Below are 16854 nucleotides of genomic sequence, written 5' to 3'. Positions count from 1 at the left end.
GGAATATCGCCAGTGAAGTTGGAATAAGATGTGATTGCCTGAACCGTTATGATCGCTATTTTACCGACGCGGCCCGCGGCTGAAGGAGCGGAATATGAAACTCATTGAACGTGCAAGAACATTCGCCACCGAGGCGCACGCCGCCTGTGGGCAGATAAGAAAATATACCGGCGAACCTTATATTATTCATCCCGCATCGGTCGTGACGCTGCTGATGCAGATCGACCCGACTCCCGAGATGATCGCCGCCGCCTGGCTGCACGATACTGTCGAAGATACGGATGTTACGCTGGCGCAGGTGACGGCGCTGTTTGGTGAACAGGTGGGGCGTTATGTGGAAATGCTCACCGATGTGCGCACCCGTAAAAGCGGTGGCGAGCGCATTCACCGCAAGAACGCTAACCTGTTGCACAGTGCCGCCGCCTGCCCGGAGGCGCAAAGCATTAAACTGTGCGATCTGATCGACAACAGCCGCAATATTTTCGACCACGATCCGATTTTCGCCCGGCCTTATATGGTGGAAATGCGGCGTCTGCTGTATGTGCTGAGGCGCGGCGATCCCCGTCTTTATGGCATCGCCAGTCAGCAGTGCAGCAACAATATCGCCTGTATTCATCAGTCGCTGGGCGATGAGGAATGGTATCAACAGTTGTGGCTTCAGTATGAGGCGCATCTGCCGCTGGATACGGTGTTGGCGGGCGTGCGGGAAACCGCATAGTGAAACGACGGGGAGTGGGGGAATGCTCCCCGGCGAATACTTTATCCGGGATCGATGTTGTGGGAATGCCTGTGGCGGAAACGTTATTTTTACCTAGGTGATGTCAACGGGAAAATAACCCGAAAAATATCATCGGTAGCGCAATTTTGGCGAATGAGTAATAAAAAATAATAACGCTTTAGTGTGCCTGTTTTCTTGGGTTTTAAATTTTATTTTCTGTTAAATCATTCGCTTGTTATTTCTTCATTCAATTCAGTAATAATGAACAGCGACGGGCTTATTATTTTCGTGTCCGGATCTTTTTTCTTAATATGAATGATGCAATAGGATCCGCGTGGGAATGCGCCGTCCCTGATGATGCGCGCATTCCTAATAATGACGAATTGGCGAATGGCTGCTATTCCTCCCGATATTATTCAGCAGGCGATTGTCCGGCGCTGAGATTTTCATGCTCATTTGACAGCAGCGTGAACACCGTTGCCGGGTGCAACGGCAGCTGCGCCGAATGTCAGCGACCCAGGTTTCTCAACTGGGTACAAAACGGGCAGTTGCATCCGTTCACGGAAACGGCATCGCATAGGCCCGGCGTTGCGGTTTTCACACCGTGACCATAACGAAATGCGTTTTCCGCCTGCGCCAGTATGACGGCGCCGTTGGGCTCGACGGGCGCGATTCTGGCCTGAAAGGCCGAGGCATCGGCCGCCGCGAACGAGAGAAAAACCAGCGACATGTTGAGTTTCATGACTACGCCTGTCGTGAACCGAAGAAGAAACGTTGATTGGTTATAACATAACAATATTCCTGCGCGTAAACCGAAATCCTCACCATTGCGCACGCTTTGTAAGCATTCGTGACAGCCCGCTATGCCGATACGCCGCCGGTATCGATGGCAGGACGTTCCCCCACATCGTGGTGTTTATGGTGTCGGCTGGCGGTTCGTTCGGTATTGCTTATCGATTCGATATGGACAACGCATTAGCGACCTACATCACACTTCTGTACCTTTAGCCCCATGCCAAGCACATGGCCAATCACGCCAACCCTATAGAGGAAAAAAAACGATGTCAGTGATCAATACTCAAGTTAAACCTTTTAAAAATCAGGCTTTCAAAGACGGTCAGTTCATTGAAGTAACCGAGCAGAGCATCGAAGGCAAATGGAGCGTGTTCTTCTTCTACCCGGCCGATTTTACGTTCGTATGCCCGACCGAACTGGGTGACGTTGCCGATCATTATGCCGAGTTCCAGAAAATCGGCGTAGATATCTACTCGGTTTCTACCGATACCCATTTCACCCACAAAGCATGGCACGGCAGTTCTGAAACCATCGCCAAGATTAAATACGCCATGATCGGCGACCCGACCGGCGCGCTGACCCGCAATTTTGACAATATGCGTGAAGATCAGGGCCTGGCTGACCGCGGCACCTTTATCGTCGACCCGCAGGGCATCATTCAGGCAGTTGAAATCACTGCCGAAGGTATCGGCCGTGACGCTTCCGACCTGCTGCGTAAAGTGAAAGCGGCTCAGTACGTGGCGGCCCATCCAGGTGAAGTCTGCCCGGCCAAATGGCAGGAAGGCGATGCGACTCTGGCGCCGTCTCTGGATCTGGTTGGCAAGATCTAAGACCGTTCGCCGTTACTCAAAGAACATCTTTATCGGGTGCGCCGCACCCGATTTTTCGCACTCAAGGATAATCTATGCTCGACAATACTATGAAAATCCAGCTGAAAGCCTATCTGGAAAAATTAACCAAACCTGTTGAGTTAGTGGCGACGCTGGATGGTTCCGCAAAGTCTTCGGACGTCAGAGGGTTGCTGGCCGACATCGCCGGGTTATCCGATAAAGTCAGTTTCTTTGAGAATAACGATCTGCCGGTACGCAAACCGTCGTTTCTGGTGACGAATCCGGGTTCCGCCAGCGGCCCGCGTTTCGCCGGCGCGCCGATGGGGCATGAGTTCACCTCGTTGATCTTGGCCTTGTTGCAGGTCGGTGGCCATCCGTTGAAAGAGGCGCAGGAACTGTTGGATCAGATCCGCGAGCTGGATGGCAAGTTCCATTTTGAAACCTATTACTCCCAGACCTGCCACAACTGCCCGGATGTGGTGCAGGCGTTGAACCTGATGTCCATCCTGAACCCGAACATCACGCATACCGCGATTGATGGCGGCGTATTCCAGGATGAAATCAAGGATCGCAATATCATGGGCGTTCCCACCGTATTCCTGAACGGCGATCAGTTCGGACAAGGGCGTATGACCCTCGGCGAGATCGTCGCCAAACTGGATACCGGCGCCGGCGACAAGCTGGTGGAAAAACTGAATAACCGACCGGTATACGACGTGCTGATCGTCGGTAGCGGCCCGGCCGGTGCGGCGGCGGCGGTGTATGCCGCCCGCAAAGGGATCCGTACCGGTCTGATGGGCGAGCGCTTCGGTGGCCAGATTTTGGATACCGTGGACATTGAAAACTACATTTCCGTCCCGAAAACCGAAGGGGCCAAACTGGCCATGGCGCTCAAAAGCCATGTAGACGACTATGAAGTAGACGTTATCGACCTGCAAAGCGCACAGCGCCTGATTCCGGCCAGCAAGCCGGGTATGCCGCACCAGATTGAAACAGCATCGGGCGCGGTGCTGAAATCGCGCAGCATCGTCATCGCAACCGGTGCGCGCTGGAGAAATATGAACGTGCCAGGGGAAGAGCAGTACCGTACCCGCGGCGTCACTTTCTGTCCGCATTGTGACGGCCCCTTGTTCAAGGGCAAGCATGTGGCGGTGGTCGGCGGTGGCAACTCCGGGGTGGAGGCGGCTATCGATCTGGCGGGTGTGGTGAAACACGTGACGTTGCTGGAGTTCGCGCCGGAACTGAAGGCCGACTCGGTGCTGCAGGCCAAATTGCGCAGCCTGCCGAACGTAGATGTGATCGTGAATGCCCAGACCACCGAAGTGATCGGTGACGGCCAGAAGGTGACGGGCCTGGAATACCGGGATCGCATCACCAGTGATACCCACAAACTGGCGCTGGAAGGGATCTTCGTGCAGATCGGTCTGTTGCCGAATACCAACTGGCTGGAAGGATCGGTGGAGCGTAACCGTATCGGCGAAATCATCATCGACGCTAAGTGTGAAACCACCGTCAAAGGGGTGTTTGCCGCCGGGGACTGCACCACGGTGCCGTACAAGCAGATCATTATCGCCACCGGCGAAGGTGCTAAAGCGTCGCTCAGCGCCTTTGATTATCTGATCAGAACCCCGGCATCGGCCTGATGTCGTCAGGGGATTGGGCGATGGCGTTGCCGTTGCCCGGTGTGTCGGTGGAACCGAACGCTGGCTTTATCAACCCTCCTTTAACGTTGTGACATTACCGCATTCTCTTCTGTGCTTTCCCCCTTTCAGCCCCCGCTGAAAGGGGGTTTTTTTTGGCGTATACCCTGACGTGTCTGTCGATGAAAAACTCGTCCGATTTTTTACCGTCGCACGTTTAACCGACCGCGCTCAATGGTACCTGTTGCAAGGGCTGCCCCAGCTTCAGCCAGGTATCAAACGCAAACATATCATTGAATGTGCAGAACTCCGGCACGCCAAGCGCCAACACGGCGCGGTGGAACCCGTCGGGCGCATAGTCGCGAATTGTTCTCTACCGTCGTCGGCAATAGCCGTATTGGACAGCGAGGCACGCTCTGATGACCGGCGAATTTCACCACAACATGGAAAGGGGAAATCGGAACGGGGTTTAAAGCCGCTGACATGCCTTTGTCATACGTGGGTGAAAAAATAAACACTTGTTACCCGCTTCGTCAGTCAACGCGCAGGAAAAGGTATGAAGCTTCGTCAACCGCCCTCGTCGGTACTCAGCCCGACACCCCGTCTCGCCGATGATGTCAATGCGTTCCATATTGAATTGGGACGCTGGACCGAAGTGGCCGAACGCACCATTCTCAATCATGTGACGCTGGGGGATTACAGCTACATCATGAATGACTGTGACCTGATGTTTACCCAGATAGGCAAATTCACTTCCATCGCTTCCCATGTACGGGTCAACCCCAGCAATCATCCTTGGTGGCGACCGACGCTGCATCATTTCACCTACCGGCCTGGCAAATATCAGATGCGCGATAACCCCGCTGCGGTAGACAGCGATATTTTTGAATGGCGTCAACAGGATGAGGTCGTTATCGGGCACGATGTGTGGATCGGCCACGGCGCCATCGTGCTGCCGGGCGTCAGTATCGGCAATGGGGCGATTGTCGGCGCGGGCAGCGTGGTGACTAAACCGGTGCCAGCCTGGACGCTGGTGGTGGGCAACCCGGCCCGCATATTGCGCCCGCGTTTTGCAGACGAGTCGGTGGCGGAAAAGCTGGAACAACTGCAATGGTGGGACTGGCCGGATGAAAAACTGCGCGACAACCTGCCGTGGTTCCAGCAGGATGTCGCCGCATTTGTGGCGCACTTCTGCGCCGAATAGAGGATTGCACCGACACCGCCTGATTCGCGAACGGGCGGCGTCAGGCCGCCGGTGCGGGCGGCTCGTGGGTGTAGGACTGGCGCAGTAGCCGCAGGCCGTTGCCGACTACCAGCAGGCTGGCGCCGACATCGGCGAAGACCGCCATCCACATGGTGCCAAGCCCTATCAGCGTCAACAGCAGGAATACCGCCTTGATGCCCAACGCCAGCACAATGTTCTGGATCAGGATGCGGCGGGTTGATGTTGAAATCCTTACGAATTCGGGGATCTTGCGCAAGTCGTCGTTCATCAGTGCCACATCGGCGGTTTCGATGGCGCTATCGGTTCCCATCGCCCCCATGGCGAACCCGATATCCGCCCGCGCCAGCGCCGGGGTATCGTTGATGCCGTCGCCCACCATACCGATCACGCCTTGACCCGCCAGTTGTTCGATGACGGACAGCTTGTCCGTTGGCAGCAGGTTGCCGCGCGCTTCGTCGATGCCCACATCCTTGGCGACGGCCTGGGCAACATGCGGATTGTCGCCGGTCAGCATCAGGGTTTTGATGCCGGCCCGGTGCAGGCTGGCCACCGCGTCGCGACTGCTCGGTTTGACGGTATCCGCCACCGCTATCAGTGCCAGCACGCGGCGCTCGTCGCCAAGCACCACGACCGTATTGCCATCCCGTTCCAGGCCCGCCATCCGGTCGGCGTGTTGGGCCGCAGCATCACCCAGCCGTTGCCGTGCCAACCGCGGGCTGCCCAGAAAATAGGTATGTCCGTCGATGACGCCGGTGACGCCAAGGCCGCCCAGCGCGGTAAACGTATCGACCGCGATCGGCGCAATCTGCGCCTGTTGCGCCGCGCTGGCGATCGCCTGCGATACCGGATGGTCGGAGCGGCCGGCTAGACTGGCGGCCAGTGCCTGGCTGTGGTGTTCATCCAGCTCGCCGCAGTTGATAAAGCCGGTCTGCGTCGGTTTACCGAGCGTCAGAGTGCCGGTTTTGTCCAGCGCCAGCCAAGACAGCGCGTGTCCTTTTTCCAGAAACGCGCCGCCCTTGATCAGAATGCCGCGGCGTGCGGCGGCGGCCAGCCCGCTGACGATAGTCACCGGTGTAGAAATCACCAGTGCACAGGGGCAGGCGATCACTAACAGCACCAGCGCTCGGTATGCCCAATCCAGCCAGCCACCGATAAACAACGGCGGAATGAGCGCGACCAGCAGCGCCACCAGAAATACTGCAGGGGTATAAATTTTGGCGAAGCTGTCGACGAAGCGTTGCGTCGGCGCTTTGGCGCCCTGCGCCTCTTCAACGGCATGGATGATACGCGCCAGCGTGGTATTGGCGGCGGCGGCCGTCACCCGGTATTCAAACGAGCCGCTTTCGTTGATGGTGCCGGCAAACACGCTATCGCCGACGTTTTTGTCTACTGGCAGGCTTTCACCGGTGATCGGCGCCTGATTTACCGCCGAGCTGCCGCGTACAAGTTCGCCGTCCAGCGCGATACGCTCGCCGGGTTTGACGCGCACGATGCTGCCCGGCTGGAGGGTTTTCGCGTCCACATCCTGCCAATCGCCGTTCGGCAGTTGTACTGTCGCGGTTTCCGGCGTCAGGGCCATCAGGCCGGCGATGGCGTTTCTGGCTCGATCCAGCGAGCGGGCTTCAATCAGTTCGGCGATAGTAAACAACACCATCACCATGGCGGCCTCCGGCCATTGTTGCAGCAACAATGCGCCGGTGACTGCCACACTCATCAACGCATTGATGTTCAGGTTGCCGTTGCGTATTGCCACCCAGCCTTTGCGGTAGGTGGTCAGCCCACTGGCGGCGACGGCGATAATGGCCAATAGGGCCGCTGTCCACCACGGCCACCCCATCCATTCTGCGACTTCGGCCATGCCTGCAGCTGCGATGGCGAGGCCCAGCGGCCACCAGGCCTTTTTCGGCTGAGCGTGTTCTGCCGCACGACCGGCGAGGTTGATTTCCGGCTCAAAACCCAGCGAGCGAATCGCGGCCAGAATACTGTCCAGCGCATCGTGCTGGTGGGTGACGGTCAGTACGCGCTGCATCAGATTGAACTCCAGTGATTGCACGGTGTTCAGGGTGGCGAGTTTCTTGCGGATCATCGCCTCTTCCGTCGGGCAGTCCATCTGCATAATCCGTATCGGCGTGCGCTGCTGATCGCCCTGGCGCTCGCCGCCGTTTAACGGCGACAAGGGTTCATTGGGCGCGGCACAGCAAGACTGAACGCTATGTGCAGGATCAGTGCCGTGGCAGTGGCAGCCGTCCGTACCGGGCAACCCGTGCCCGGTGTCGAGCCGATGATGTTCATGTTCATGTTCATGGTGATCCGGATGCGTGCCGGATACGCGCGATATCGGCTGCAACGCGCCTTTTCCGGCACAGTGTGCGGCGTCGTGCTTGAATAAGGTGTAGCGGGGATGTTCATGTGACATGGTTGATTCCTGTTCCGGGTTTTGCTGTAGTAAAAACCCTGTAGTAACTCTAGGGTCAAGGGGTATTTATGAAGATTGGTGAACTGGCCGGCGTGACCAATACCACGCCAGAAACCATCCGTTTTTATGAGAAGAAAGGGCTGTTGCCGGCGCCTGAACGTACCGAAGGCAACTATCGGCACTACCACCAGTTTCATGTCGATCGGCTGCGTTTTATTCGCAATTGTCGATCGCTGGATATGAACCACGAAGAGATTCGCGCGCTGATTGCGCTGGCGGATCAACCCGCCGCCAGTTGCGAAGGGGTGAATACCTTGCTCAATGAACATATCGGGCATGTCGAAGCGCGTATTGCAGAACTGCAACAACTCAAATCGCAACTGTTGCATATCAGTCAGCGTTGTCAGGTTGCCCAGTCGGTGGATGGTTGCGGCATTTTGCAGGGGTTGTCGGCACTGGAGATGACGGAAGAGGGCAGAACCGGCCATACCCATTTGGGGTGAGGAAGGGGACGGCCGGCGCGAGGAGGATCATGCTGCCCCGCGCCGTGATTTATCCCGGTATCGTCAGGATCCGAATGCCCGGCGGCGCTACGACGAGCGCAGCAACCCCGTCATCGGCGTGATACCGGGCGAGCGGGCGAATAAGGTTCGGGTGATGCGCCCAGGATCGATGTGAAAACTTTCGCTGGCGAGGCCAGCGATCAGCGCGTCCAGCGAGGCGGTGGGTTTCAGATCGCGCGATTCGTACAGATCGCCCGGTCGTAGTCCCGGCCAGTCAGCCATGACCCGCCCGCCCGAGACCGCTCCGCCGATGACCATTGCCGCCGAGGCGGTACCGTGATCGGTACCGTCGGTGCCATTGGCCGCGACGGTGCGACCGAACTCGGTGGCGACCAGTATCACCGTGTTGTTCCATACCGGGCCGAGTCCGTCGCGTAGGGCGGCGATCAACATATCCAGTGCTTTGAGTTGCGAAGCCAGCCGGGGCGTCTGCGCGCTGTGCGTATCCCAGCCGCTGGTTTCCAGCATGGCGATGCGCGGCCCGTCGGCGCGGGACAAAACATTCGCCGCCATTTTACCGATGCTTGCCGGATCCTGACGCGGTTCGCTGTTACCCACCAGACCGCGGGTCTCCAGCGCTGACTCCCACAACGCATGCAACTGCGCATCTTCCGCGTAGAGCTGCGATACACGCATCAGCAAATCCTCCGGCGCGCGGGGCAACCCCGATGGGGCATAGGACGCGATATCCGTTGTGCCGCGCAGCGCCAGCGGTATCGTTGGGGCGAAAGCAATGGCGTTTTCATGCGGCGTGGGGGGGGCGCCGTGTATCATGCCGACCAGTCGGTTGAGCCAGCCATCCCGAATTTGAAACGGTGCGGAGCCGCCGGTTTCCAGCACATTCTGGCCGTCGAAATGCGAACGGTCGCGATAGGGCGAGGCGATAGCCTGAACGAACAGCGCTTCACGTTGCGCATACATCTTGCTGATCTGGCTTAGCGACGGGTGCAGCGCGAATGTGCCGTCGAGTTTTATCGCCGTGGCGGTATCTATCGCCAGTTCGCCGCGCATCGCGGTATAACCGGGATCAGCATAGGGAATGACGATGTTCAGCCCGTCGGCGGCGCCGCGCTGAATGATAAAAATGAAACGGCTGTCGGTGGCGGCGCGCGCGAAGACGATCCTCGGCGCGATGAGCATTGCCGCGCCTGCGGCGGCAAGTTGAATAAAACCACGTCGGGTAATCATCGTTTATCTCCGTTGGAAATCGGGTGAGACTAACAGCAACGCCAGTGCCATCGGCGCGCTTTCCGCACGGGAAACGGCCTGCCCGGTCGCGTGGTTCAGCACGCCGGGCAGCAGTTTCTGCGCAAGCTGGCGCGCATCCAGCCGATCGCCGATACGAGCGGCGACGCGCTGTGCGAATTCAACCCGCCGCATCAGCGCGTCGGGCGCCGCCCAACTGGCCGCGATGTCGTCATAGCCGGCGGGGGAGCCGGGGCGCCACACCGGCTGGCCGAGTTTTATGAACAACGTGGCCATCGGCTGATTGCCGGTTTCCGCGACCGGGTCTTGTATGCCCAGCCCGCGTAACGACGAGATCGCCCATTCCCACGGTGTTTTGAATTTAGCGACAGCGTGCCGCCAGGCCGCTTCCGACGCGATAAGCGCGTCGTAGACCGTCGGTAAATCGCCGTGGCTGCGGGTAAACGCCTGAGTCAGCGCTTCGACGGCTTCCGGCGGAGGGGTATCGGCGATGAAGTGGCGCGCCAGCTTGGTGGCGATGTGCCTGGCGGTGGCTGGAGATTGCGCCAAATCATGCATGACCGCCTGCGCCTGATCTTCGCCTGTCTGCGCGTAGTTGCGCCCCATGATGGTTCGATCGCCGGGTTCATGCTGGGGCGGGCGAAACACGAATGCGCCGGCGGGCGGGGTGTCGCCGGGTTTGGCGGGCGGTTTCACCATTACGCTCCAGCCTGTCATGGCGCGGGCAAATTCTGTCACATCCGCCTGGGTATAGCCGCTGCGTACTCCCAACGTATGCAATTCCATGATCTCTCGCGCCAGATTTTCGTTTAGTCCCTGACTGCGCGGCGCGTTACGCTGTTTGGCGCGCAGCGCTGCGGGGCTGTTGGGGCCGATAGAGTTGACCTGATCGAGAAACAGCTGCATAGCGGGATGGCGTTCGACGGCGAGGAGCATGTCTTCAAAACGACCGAGCACAAACGGGCGGATCGCCTCGGCTTCAAACGCGCCGGCGTAGGGCTCCGCCTCGCCTTTGTCGACGGAGATGGCAAAGTGATTCGACCAGAAGTGCACCAGCCGTTCGACAAACGGCGTCGGCGTGGTCAGTGCGCTCATAACCCGCGCATTCACCGCCTGCTGGTAAAGATCGCGGGACGTCATATTCACCGCGTCCATCGCGGCGCGACGTGCGTCTTTTTCTCGTTGCACCGGGTCGCTGTTGCTTGCCGCTCCCTCCATGGCCTGTTTACGTTTTTGATCCAGCAGCGCGGCAATCGCACCGGAATCCGGCTGTGCGGCCCAGATATCGGGCCGTGGCTGGTATGCGGCGAACTGGGCGCGCAGCCAGCCTTTCGGGTTGGTGGGCGGCGTATCGTTGGGTCGAGCGCCCAGACCGAAACGGTTTAAGGCGATAGCGGCGAGCCCGGATTGCGATGTTGTCGCGAACCCTGCTGATGGCGGTGCGGCGTTCATCGTTGGGGCGGAGGGGGTTGCCATATCAGCTCTCCTTTTGCTGGGCCGCGTTGGCCCATGTTGTTATTGATCGTGTCGTTATTGATCGTGTTGTTATTGATCGTGTAGCTATTGGGCAGGTCTCGGCTTTGGCCCCGCGTTGACGGCTGGCGACGGTGGGGGTTGCCACCATTCGCTGTATACCGCCAGAGACTGTGCGAATTGAGCCCGCTCATCCGGCGTCAGGTCGGCGGCGAAATCCACTACGCTCTGTTCAACGCGCGTGCGCAGCGCCAGGTCAGCGTCGCGGGTGCGTTGCAGCGCCGTATCCAACGCCGCGCGATCCCATTGCGGTGCCGCCAGTAGACGCAACACGTCGCGTCGCGCGTCGCGCCCCTGTTGAACCGCTTCGCGTGCATTGCGGCGTGCGGCATTGAGACCATCGGTAAATGCTTTTTGCCGTTCCGTCGATAACGGGGTGGCGGCAAAGCGTAACGAGTGTGACTGCGGCGTCGAACCTGTTGTCGACGCTTCGCGCGCGGCGTGCCACTGCCAGGCGGCGCCGGCGATACCCCCCAGCAGAAACACATTCAGCGCCAGCGACGCGACCAGCAGAACTGGCCATGAACGGACATTCATTCGGCGTCTCCTTCCATATCTGCTGGTGCGGCGCTAAACGCCGTGACCAAATGCGCCGGGAGGTGTGGATACGCCGGCACGTTAGCCAGCAGGAAAAACGAGACGACGAAGGCGCCGGTCAACCCGCCCGCCAGACCGGCGCAGGCCAACGTGCCGGTCCACCAGAGGCCCGAATGACCCGATAACCGAGCTTTCCGAACCGGCGCCGAGGCGATGATGCGGGCGACTAGCCTGTCCTGCGGCGGCGCGATACGGCTCGTCATCAGCCATGCGTCAAGCTGTGCCGCATGGGTCAATAGCGCGACGGCCGTGTCGGGATGCGTATCCGCCCATGCCTGAGCCGCCTCGCGTTCGGCCGCAGGCCAGCGGCGCGCATCCGCGCCATAGGCGTCGACGATGCTGCGAAATCTTTCTGGTGTCATGATTTATCCCCATCCCCTTCGGACAATTGAGCGCGCAGGTTGCGACGCGCCCGGGCAAGCAGGCTTTCAAACGCATCGACTGTGATCCCCATCAGCGCTGCGGCGTCGATGTTTGACAATTCCTGATAGTAATTAAGCACCAGTGCCTCACGTTGGCGTGCAGGCAGTGCCGCCAGCGCCGCCTGGACATTCGCATGGCGCACCTGGGCATCAAAGCGTATGTCAGGGCGATCGGCGGGTTCTGTCTCCTCGAGCTGATCCGTCAGCGGTTCTTCACGGCGGGCGCGCAGCCGGTCATAGCACAGGTTGAGCGCGACGCGATGCAGCCAGGTATCGAAACGCGCTTCGCCTTCGCGCCAGCTCGGCGCCTGTTTCCAGACGCGCATAAATGCCTCCTGGGCCACATCTTCCGCCGCCATGCGATCGCCCAGCAGACGTAGCGCCAGCGCCAGCAGACGCGGCAGCTTGCGTGCGACCAGTTGGCTTGTCGCCGCCGGTTCTCCCCGGCCGACCGCCGCAACCAGTTCCGCATCCGGATCACGTTCGCTCAACGCTCAATGCTCCGCCGTTTCATGAATAGCTGTTTCACCTTGTGCCGCCCCATCCGGATTGATTGAAATTTACTCTGCGACGGAAAAAGTACGTACCGGGTTTGTTCCGAATCGTGTCGGGTGGCTGCTTTATGACTTAAACGTAGGGGGCGGAAAAATCCGTCGCTTATTTTCAAATAACAAAAACAGATTGGGTTATGCGTTTTTGGTTTTAAGGCGATGTTTGGTGCCAATCACCATCGGTGTTAATGAGTCAGCGCGTTTCACGGGCGATGCGAACGGGAATTTAGCGCGACGGCGCTGTGATGCAGTAGCCGTGCTTCTGAGTTTCAGTGTTCTAAAATCGCGAATGCTGGTTTGTCTTTTTACTGATGGATTGCTGTTTCTATTGCTGATTTTATGCGGAGAAAAAAATGTTATTCATGGAAGGCCGACGGCGGTGGTTGTCGGTCGGGCTGGCACAACATCGGTACCACAATAAGAGAGCACACAATGCTGTTCAAAAAGATTATGCAAGGCTGTTTTTTCCTGTTTTTGCTGGTAGCGCAGGCACATGCGGACGAGCCAAAGAACATCCTGATCGGCGTGTCGCCGGGGCCGTATGGCGATATGGTCACGCAGGCGATCAAGCCGATTCTGGCGAAGCAAGGGTATGATGTCCGCGTCAAGGAGTTCAGTGATTACATCCAACCGAACATGGCGTTGGTTAACAAGAGCATCGACGCGAATCTGTTCCAGAACCGACGTTATCTTGACCGTTTCAGCGCGGATAAAGGGCTGAAGTTATCGGAAATCATTACCGTCCCGACTGCCAGTATGGGGTTCTATTCCAATAAGGTGAAATCGCTGGGCGACCTGAAAGCCGGTGATGTGGTGATTCTGCCGAATGACCCTTCCAATCTGGCGCGTTCGCTGGAGTTTTTGCAGAAGTATGGCTTGATCACGCTGAATCCAGGGATTTCTCCCACTAAAGCGTCGCTGAAAGACATTGGCGAAAACCCGAAAGGGTTGGTTTTCAAACCGCTGGAGGCGGCACAGCTACCGCGCGCCATGGGCGGCGTTACCGGTGCGTTGATCAATGCTAACTTTGCTCTTGCTTCCGGGCTGAAACTGTCCGATGCCATTCAACTGGATGTGCTGCCGGAAGACCTGAAAAATATGATTGTGGTGCGTGAGGACGACGCCGAGAAACCTTTCGCCAAAGCGCTGAAGGCGGCAGTGGAGTCTGATGAGTTCACCGCATTCTTCGACAGAAAAGACACCATTTTTACCGCGTTCCAGAAACCGGAATGGATGAAAGCGAAGCACCCCTAATCACACCGATATCACCTGCCTGGTGACGGCGGCGCCGTGAGTGAGGGTGAAAAATCAGCGGGCCTGTCATCGGCCCGCTTTGCATTTGGGGTTTTGCGTCCTCTCGTCAATCAGGGCGTGAGTGTCAATTCCCCCAGGTGGGTAGCGGCGGTATCACCATGGTTAGCGTCGACCCGCAGACGGTAATAAGCGTAGCTGCCAGGCGAAGTAATGGAGAATGAACGTGCCATGGAGCGGCTTGAAAAAGTCTGACCGCTGCGTGTATCCAGTGTGGTCCAGGTTTTGCCGTCGTTGGATCCCAGCAATGCCCAGTCGAGCGGATCTCGGGCGGCGGCGGAACTGGCGCTGGTCAGCGTGTAGTGGGTGATCGCCGTGGCTGCATGATCGGCATAGCGGTATTGCAGCCAGCCGCTCTGGCCGCTGCCCTGCCATTTGGTATCGGCGGAACCGTCGAAAGCGTATTCGGCAGTACGGGTGACGACCGGCTGAGTGCTGGCCGCATAGGCAGTACCGGAATAGGCGAAACTGCTGGCGGTAGGATGAACGGCACTCCAGCCATTGTCGGCGGCGGTACCGAGGATGTGCACATTGTCGTAGTACGATGTGCGAGTTTCTCCGTCAGTGTAGTTTGATGTGTCGTAATCGTACTGACCAAATTTGAAGTAAAGCTGGCTACCGCTGGCAAGTTCGTCGTCGTTCCAGTCGCCAAAGCCCAGATTGATACCGGTAACGCTGTAAGTCGGGGCATTTTGCGCGGCGTCACCCACCCAGATCTGAAGTTGCCCCTCTGACTGGTGTGAGGCTACCAGATGTATGACTACCGGGATCCAGGCATCGCGTGTTAGATCGGCAACAATGATTTTTTGCGTGGCGCTGCCGCAGGCGCCACGATGCGCAATACGCAGACTATTGTTGACGATGGTCAGCATTCCAGCCCAGGAACTACAACCACCCGCTTCAAAAATCTGGAACATACCGGCTTCTTTATCCGTGGGATAGCCGTTGGCGGGGAGGTAGAACATGAAACCGATCCAGGCTTCCTTGTAGATATTGATCGGTGAGCACATTTCGGCCCCTTTGGTCATGCGGGTGCCATTGTATGCGGACTGAAACCATTTCACTTTGATGGCGGTTTCTCCACCTGCGCCGACGGTATTGAGCCCTTCATCATAGACCTGCGCCGGGGCAACAAAATTGGCGCCCTGAGTCGTACAAACGGTCATCGGTGACATCATTCCATCTTCGAAGCCGGTACGGACTTCACCGGCGTATACCGTGGCAGTTTGTGTTGCATTGTTACCGGTACTGTCGGTGACAGTTAACGTGACTGTGTAGTTTCCGGATGCAGCATAGGTGTGTGCGACGCGCGTTCCATTAGCGGTATCACCATCGCCGAAAATCCAGCTATAGCTAACGATGTCTTCGCCGCCGCCAGATGCGCCGCCGTCAAAATTGAGCGTCAGTTGGTTGGCGACGTAGGATAAATCCGCTTTAAGGGATGATGCAGCCGAAGGGAACGCCGATAGAGAGAGAAGAAAACATAAGATGGCGAAAAAACGCCGTAATACAATCATTTGAATATCCTTATAGTGATGATGTAAAGGTCATGCCGACTACTCGAAGCAGTAGCGGGTGCTTGTATATCCTAAATTATTCGAGTTGCCGGCAAACGGCCGAACAGTGAGCCCTGATGAGCTTATTACGGTCAGGAATGTGGGTGAACGAACGCCGCTAGCGTACCTGTAGTTTGACGCATGGCGAGGATAACGGGGGATTGCGGTGTTGCTCAATGAAGCCGGCTGATATTATCGGGTTTCTGAGAGGGCTGGATTATAGAGGGATGGCGTGTGAACAAGTGGGATGAACGTTACCGTAACACTGAATATGTATATGGCCTGCAACCTAATGCGTTTTTGGTTGAACAGGCTGCTCGATTCTTGCCGCCAAACCGGCTGCGTGTCTTAAGTTTGGGAGAGGGGGAGGGACGTAATGCCACCTATCTGGCTGAACTGGGGCACGATGTCCATGCCGTGGATGGCTCGGCGGTAGGGTTGGATAAGGCGAGCCAGTTAGCGGCGTCGCGGAGCGTGAAAATCACTACGCAGGTCTGTGACCTGGCGACGTATCAGCTCAATGGAACCTATGATCTGATCATTATGATTTTTTGCCATCTGCCCTCTACGCTCAGAGCAAACATTCATCAGCAGATTTTCGCTGGGCTTAATCCGGGAGGGTGGCTGATTTATCAGGCCTATTCGCCCAATCAGCTGCGCTATGGTACGGGGGGGCCGGGGGACGTAGACATGCTGGTGTCATTAAACGAACTCACCGACAGTTTTTCTCCCATGCATGTTCTACATGCATGTACCCATGAACGGGAAATAAAAGAGGGAATACTTCATACAGGGATGGCGGATGTCACTGAGTTCGTCGCGAGAAAATAAAGGGCATCCGGATAGTGCTGGCCTGGCAGCCGCCTCCGCTGCCAGGTTGACGGTTTTAACGCCGAAGGGCTCAGTGCCCATGGTGTTGATGGCAACAGCGGTTTTTCCCCGACGGCTCTCCGCTCTTCTGGCAGCAAGGGACATGTGCGGTTTCAGATCCGGCGGCATGATGACAGTGGTGATGTTCATTATGCTGCTGACATTGCTGATGATTAACGGATGGGCGTCCTTGTATTGCGTCAGTCAACGGCAGGAATTCTGAATACCCTTGCGCCAGTTGCAAAAGAATAGTTTTCATATCACTGGTTGTCGCCTGGAATACCTTGATCCCGGCGGCCAGCAATTTCTCCAGCATGTTCTGGCCGATATTACGCACGATGACGTATTCGGTGTTACGAGCGATAAGTAATGCCAAAAGATCACTTTTGCCGGCACAGGTGTCCTGGGTCTTGGCTGGATTGACGCAACGAGCAACGAACATGGATTGACCGTCGTAAAAATCAATCCACTCGGTTTTCGTGAAATGTGAAGAAAGACGTTCGCCGATTACGGGGATTGCAATAATCATCATAAGCTCCTTAAGGAAAAAGCATTCACGTTATGCCCATTAACACAGCGCTTCATGAATGCATATATAGCATATGCTACATATAGCATCGT

General features: G+C 57.4%; 16 protein-coding genes. 7 read left to right on the top strand and 9 right to left on the bottom strand.

Going from position 1 to position 16854, the window contains the following annotated elements; all coding sequences use genetic code 11:
- The first annotated feature begins 94 nt into the window (after positions 1-94).
- Entirely contained in the window at positions 95-718 is a 624-nt protein-coding gene (locus HEP82_RS09070; RefSeq protein WP_192457770.1) for an HD domain-containing protein, read from the top strand.
- Between the two features lie 508 nt (positions 719-1226).
- On the opposite strand, the gene HEP82_RS09065 is transcribed toward HEP82_RS09070, so the two are convergent.
- Positions 1227-1460 carry a hypothetical protein gene (locus HEP82_RS09065; RefSeq protein ID WP_192457769.1) on the bottom strand — a complete coding sequence of 78 codons (234 nt, stop codon included), beginning with the start codon at positions 1458-1460 and terminating at the stop codon, positions 1227-1229.
- Between the two features lie 319 nt (positions 1461-1779).
- Between HEP82_RS09065 and ahpC the strand changes: the two genes are divergently transcribed.
- The 3 genes from ahpC to HEP82_RS09050 all read left to right on the top strand — a co-directional run bounded on the left by ahpC (position 1780) and on the right by HEP82_RS09050 (position 5187).
- A complete protein-coding gene (gene ahpC, locus HEP82_RS09060) occupies positions 1780-2343 on the top strand; it encodes an alkyl hydroperoxide reductase subunit C (protein ID WP_192457768.1) in 564 nt (187 codons plus the stop codon).
- A gap of 74 nt (positions 2344-2417) precedes the next feature.
- Positions 2418-3986 (top strand): alkyl hydroperoxide reductase subunit F, encoded by a 1569-nt coding sequence (gene ahpF, locus HEP82_RS09055; protein ID WP_192457767.1) that lies wholly within the window; start codon positions 2418-2420, stop codon positions 3984-3986.
- A gap of 553 nt (positions 3987-4539) precedes the next feature.
- Positions 4540-5187, top strand: coding sequence for a DapH/DapD/GlmU-related protein (locus HEP82_RS09050; protein ID WP_192457766.1), 648 nt, complete (start codon positions 4540-4542; stop codon positions 5185-5187).
- A gap of 40 nt (positions 5188-5227) precedes the next feature.
- On the opposite strand, the gene HEP82_RS09045 is transcribed toward HEP82_RS09050, so the two are convergent.
- Entirely contained in the window at positions 5228-7624 is a 2397-nt protein-coding gene (locus HEP82_RS09045; protein WP_192457765.1) for a heavy metal translocating P-type ATPase, read from the bottom strand.
- Positions 7625-7692: 68 nt separating this feature from the next.
- Here HEP82_RS09045 and cadR point away from each other — a divergent pair, with 68 nt between their 5' ends.
- Positions 7693-8127 carry a Cd(II)/Pb(II)-responsive transcriptional regulator gene (gene cadR / locus HEP82_RS09040; protein ID WP_192457764.1) on the top strand — a complete coding sequence of 145 codons (435 nt, stop codon included), beginning with the start codon at positions 7693-7695 and terminating at the stop codon, positions 8125-8127.
- Positions 8128-8214: 87 nt separating this feature from the next.
- Here cadR and HEP82_RS09035 read toward each other — a convergent pair whose 3' ends face one another.
- From HEP82_RS09035 to HEP82_RS09015, 5 genes are all read right to left on the bottom strand, one after another.
- Positions 8215-9375 (bottom strand): DUF1501 domain-containing protein, encoded by a 1161-nt coding sequence (locus HEP82_RS09035; protein WP_192457763.1) that lies wholly within the window; start codon positions 9373-9375, stop codon positions 8215-8217.
- Between the two features lie 3 nt (positions 9376-9378).
- Positions 9379-10869, bottom strand: coding sequence for a DUF1800 domain-containing protein (locus HEP82_RS09030; RefSeq protein ID WP_225622385.1), 1491 nt, complete (start codon positions 10867-10869; stop codon positions 9379-9381).
- Positions 10870-10953: 84 nt separating this feature from the next.
- Positions 10954-11463 carry a periplasmic heavy metal sensor gene (locus HEP82_RS09025; RefSeq protein WP_192457762.1) on the bottom strand — a complete coding sequence of 170 codons (510 nt, stop codon included), beginning with the start codon at positions 11461-11463 and terminating at the stop codon, positions 10954-10956.
- A complete protein-coding gene (locus HEP82_RS09020; protein ID WP_192457761.1) occupies positions 11460-11885 on the bottom strand; it encodes a hypothetical protein in 426 nt (141 codons plus the stop codon). The genes HEP82_RS09025 and HEP82_RS09020 overlap by 4 nt, the downstream gene beginning before the upstream one ends.
- Positions 11882-12436 (bottom strand): RNA polymerase sigma factor, encoded by a 555-nt coding sequence (locus HEP82_RS09015; protein WP_192457760.1) that lies wholly within the window; start codon positions 12434-12436, stop codon positions 11882-11884. The genes HEP82_RS09020 and HEP82_RS09015 overlap by 4 nt, the downstream gene beginning before the upstream one ends.
- A gap of 492 nt (positions 12437-12928) precedes the next feature.
- Here HEP82_RS09015 and HEP82_RS09010 point away from each other — a divergent pair, with 492 nt between their 5' ends.
- A complete protein-coding gene (locus HEP82_RS09010) occupies positions 12929-13750 on the top strand; it encodes a MetQ/NlpA family ABC transporter substrate-binding protein (protein ID WP_192457759.1) in 822 nt (273 codons plus the stop codon).
- Positions 13751-13860: 110 nt separating this feature from the next.
- On the opposite strand, the gene HEP82_RS09005 is transcribed toward HEP82_RS09010, so the two are convergent.
- Entirely contained in the window at positions 13861-15324 is a 1464-nt protein-coding gene (locus HEP82_RS09005; protein ID WP_192457758.1) for a PKD domain-containing protein, read from the bottom strand.
- Positions 15325-15597: 273 nt separating this feature from the next.
- Here HEP82_RS09005 and HEP82_RS09000 point away from each other — a divergent pair, with 273 nt between their 5' ends.
- Positions 15598-16194: a class I SAM-dependent methyltransferase gene (locus HEP82_RS09000; protein WP_192457757.1), complete on the top strand. Its 597-nt coding sequence runs from the start codon at positions 15598-15600 to the stop codon at positions 16192-16194.
- A gap of 70 nt (positions 16195-16264) precedes the next feature.
- Here HEP82_RS09000 and HEP82_RS08995 read toward each other — a convergent pair whose 3' ends face one another.
- A complete protein-coding gene (locus HEP82_RS08995; protein ID WP_192457756.1) occupies positions 16265-16765 on the bottom strand; it encodes a NifB/NifX family molybdenum-iron cluster-binding protein in 501 nt (166 codons plus the stop codon).
- Between the last annotated feature and the right edge of the window lie 89 nt (positions 16766-16854).

It is taken from the genome of Musicola keenii, assembly GCF_014855505.1.
Taxonomy (GTDB): Bacteria; Pseudomonadota; Gammaproteobacteria; order Enterobacterales; family Enterobacteriaceae; genus Musicola; species Musicola paradisiaca.
This window is presented reverse-complemented; position numbering and strand designations above follow the sequence as displayed.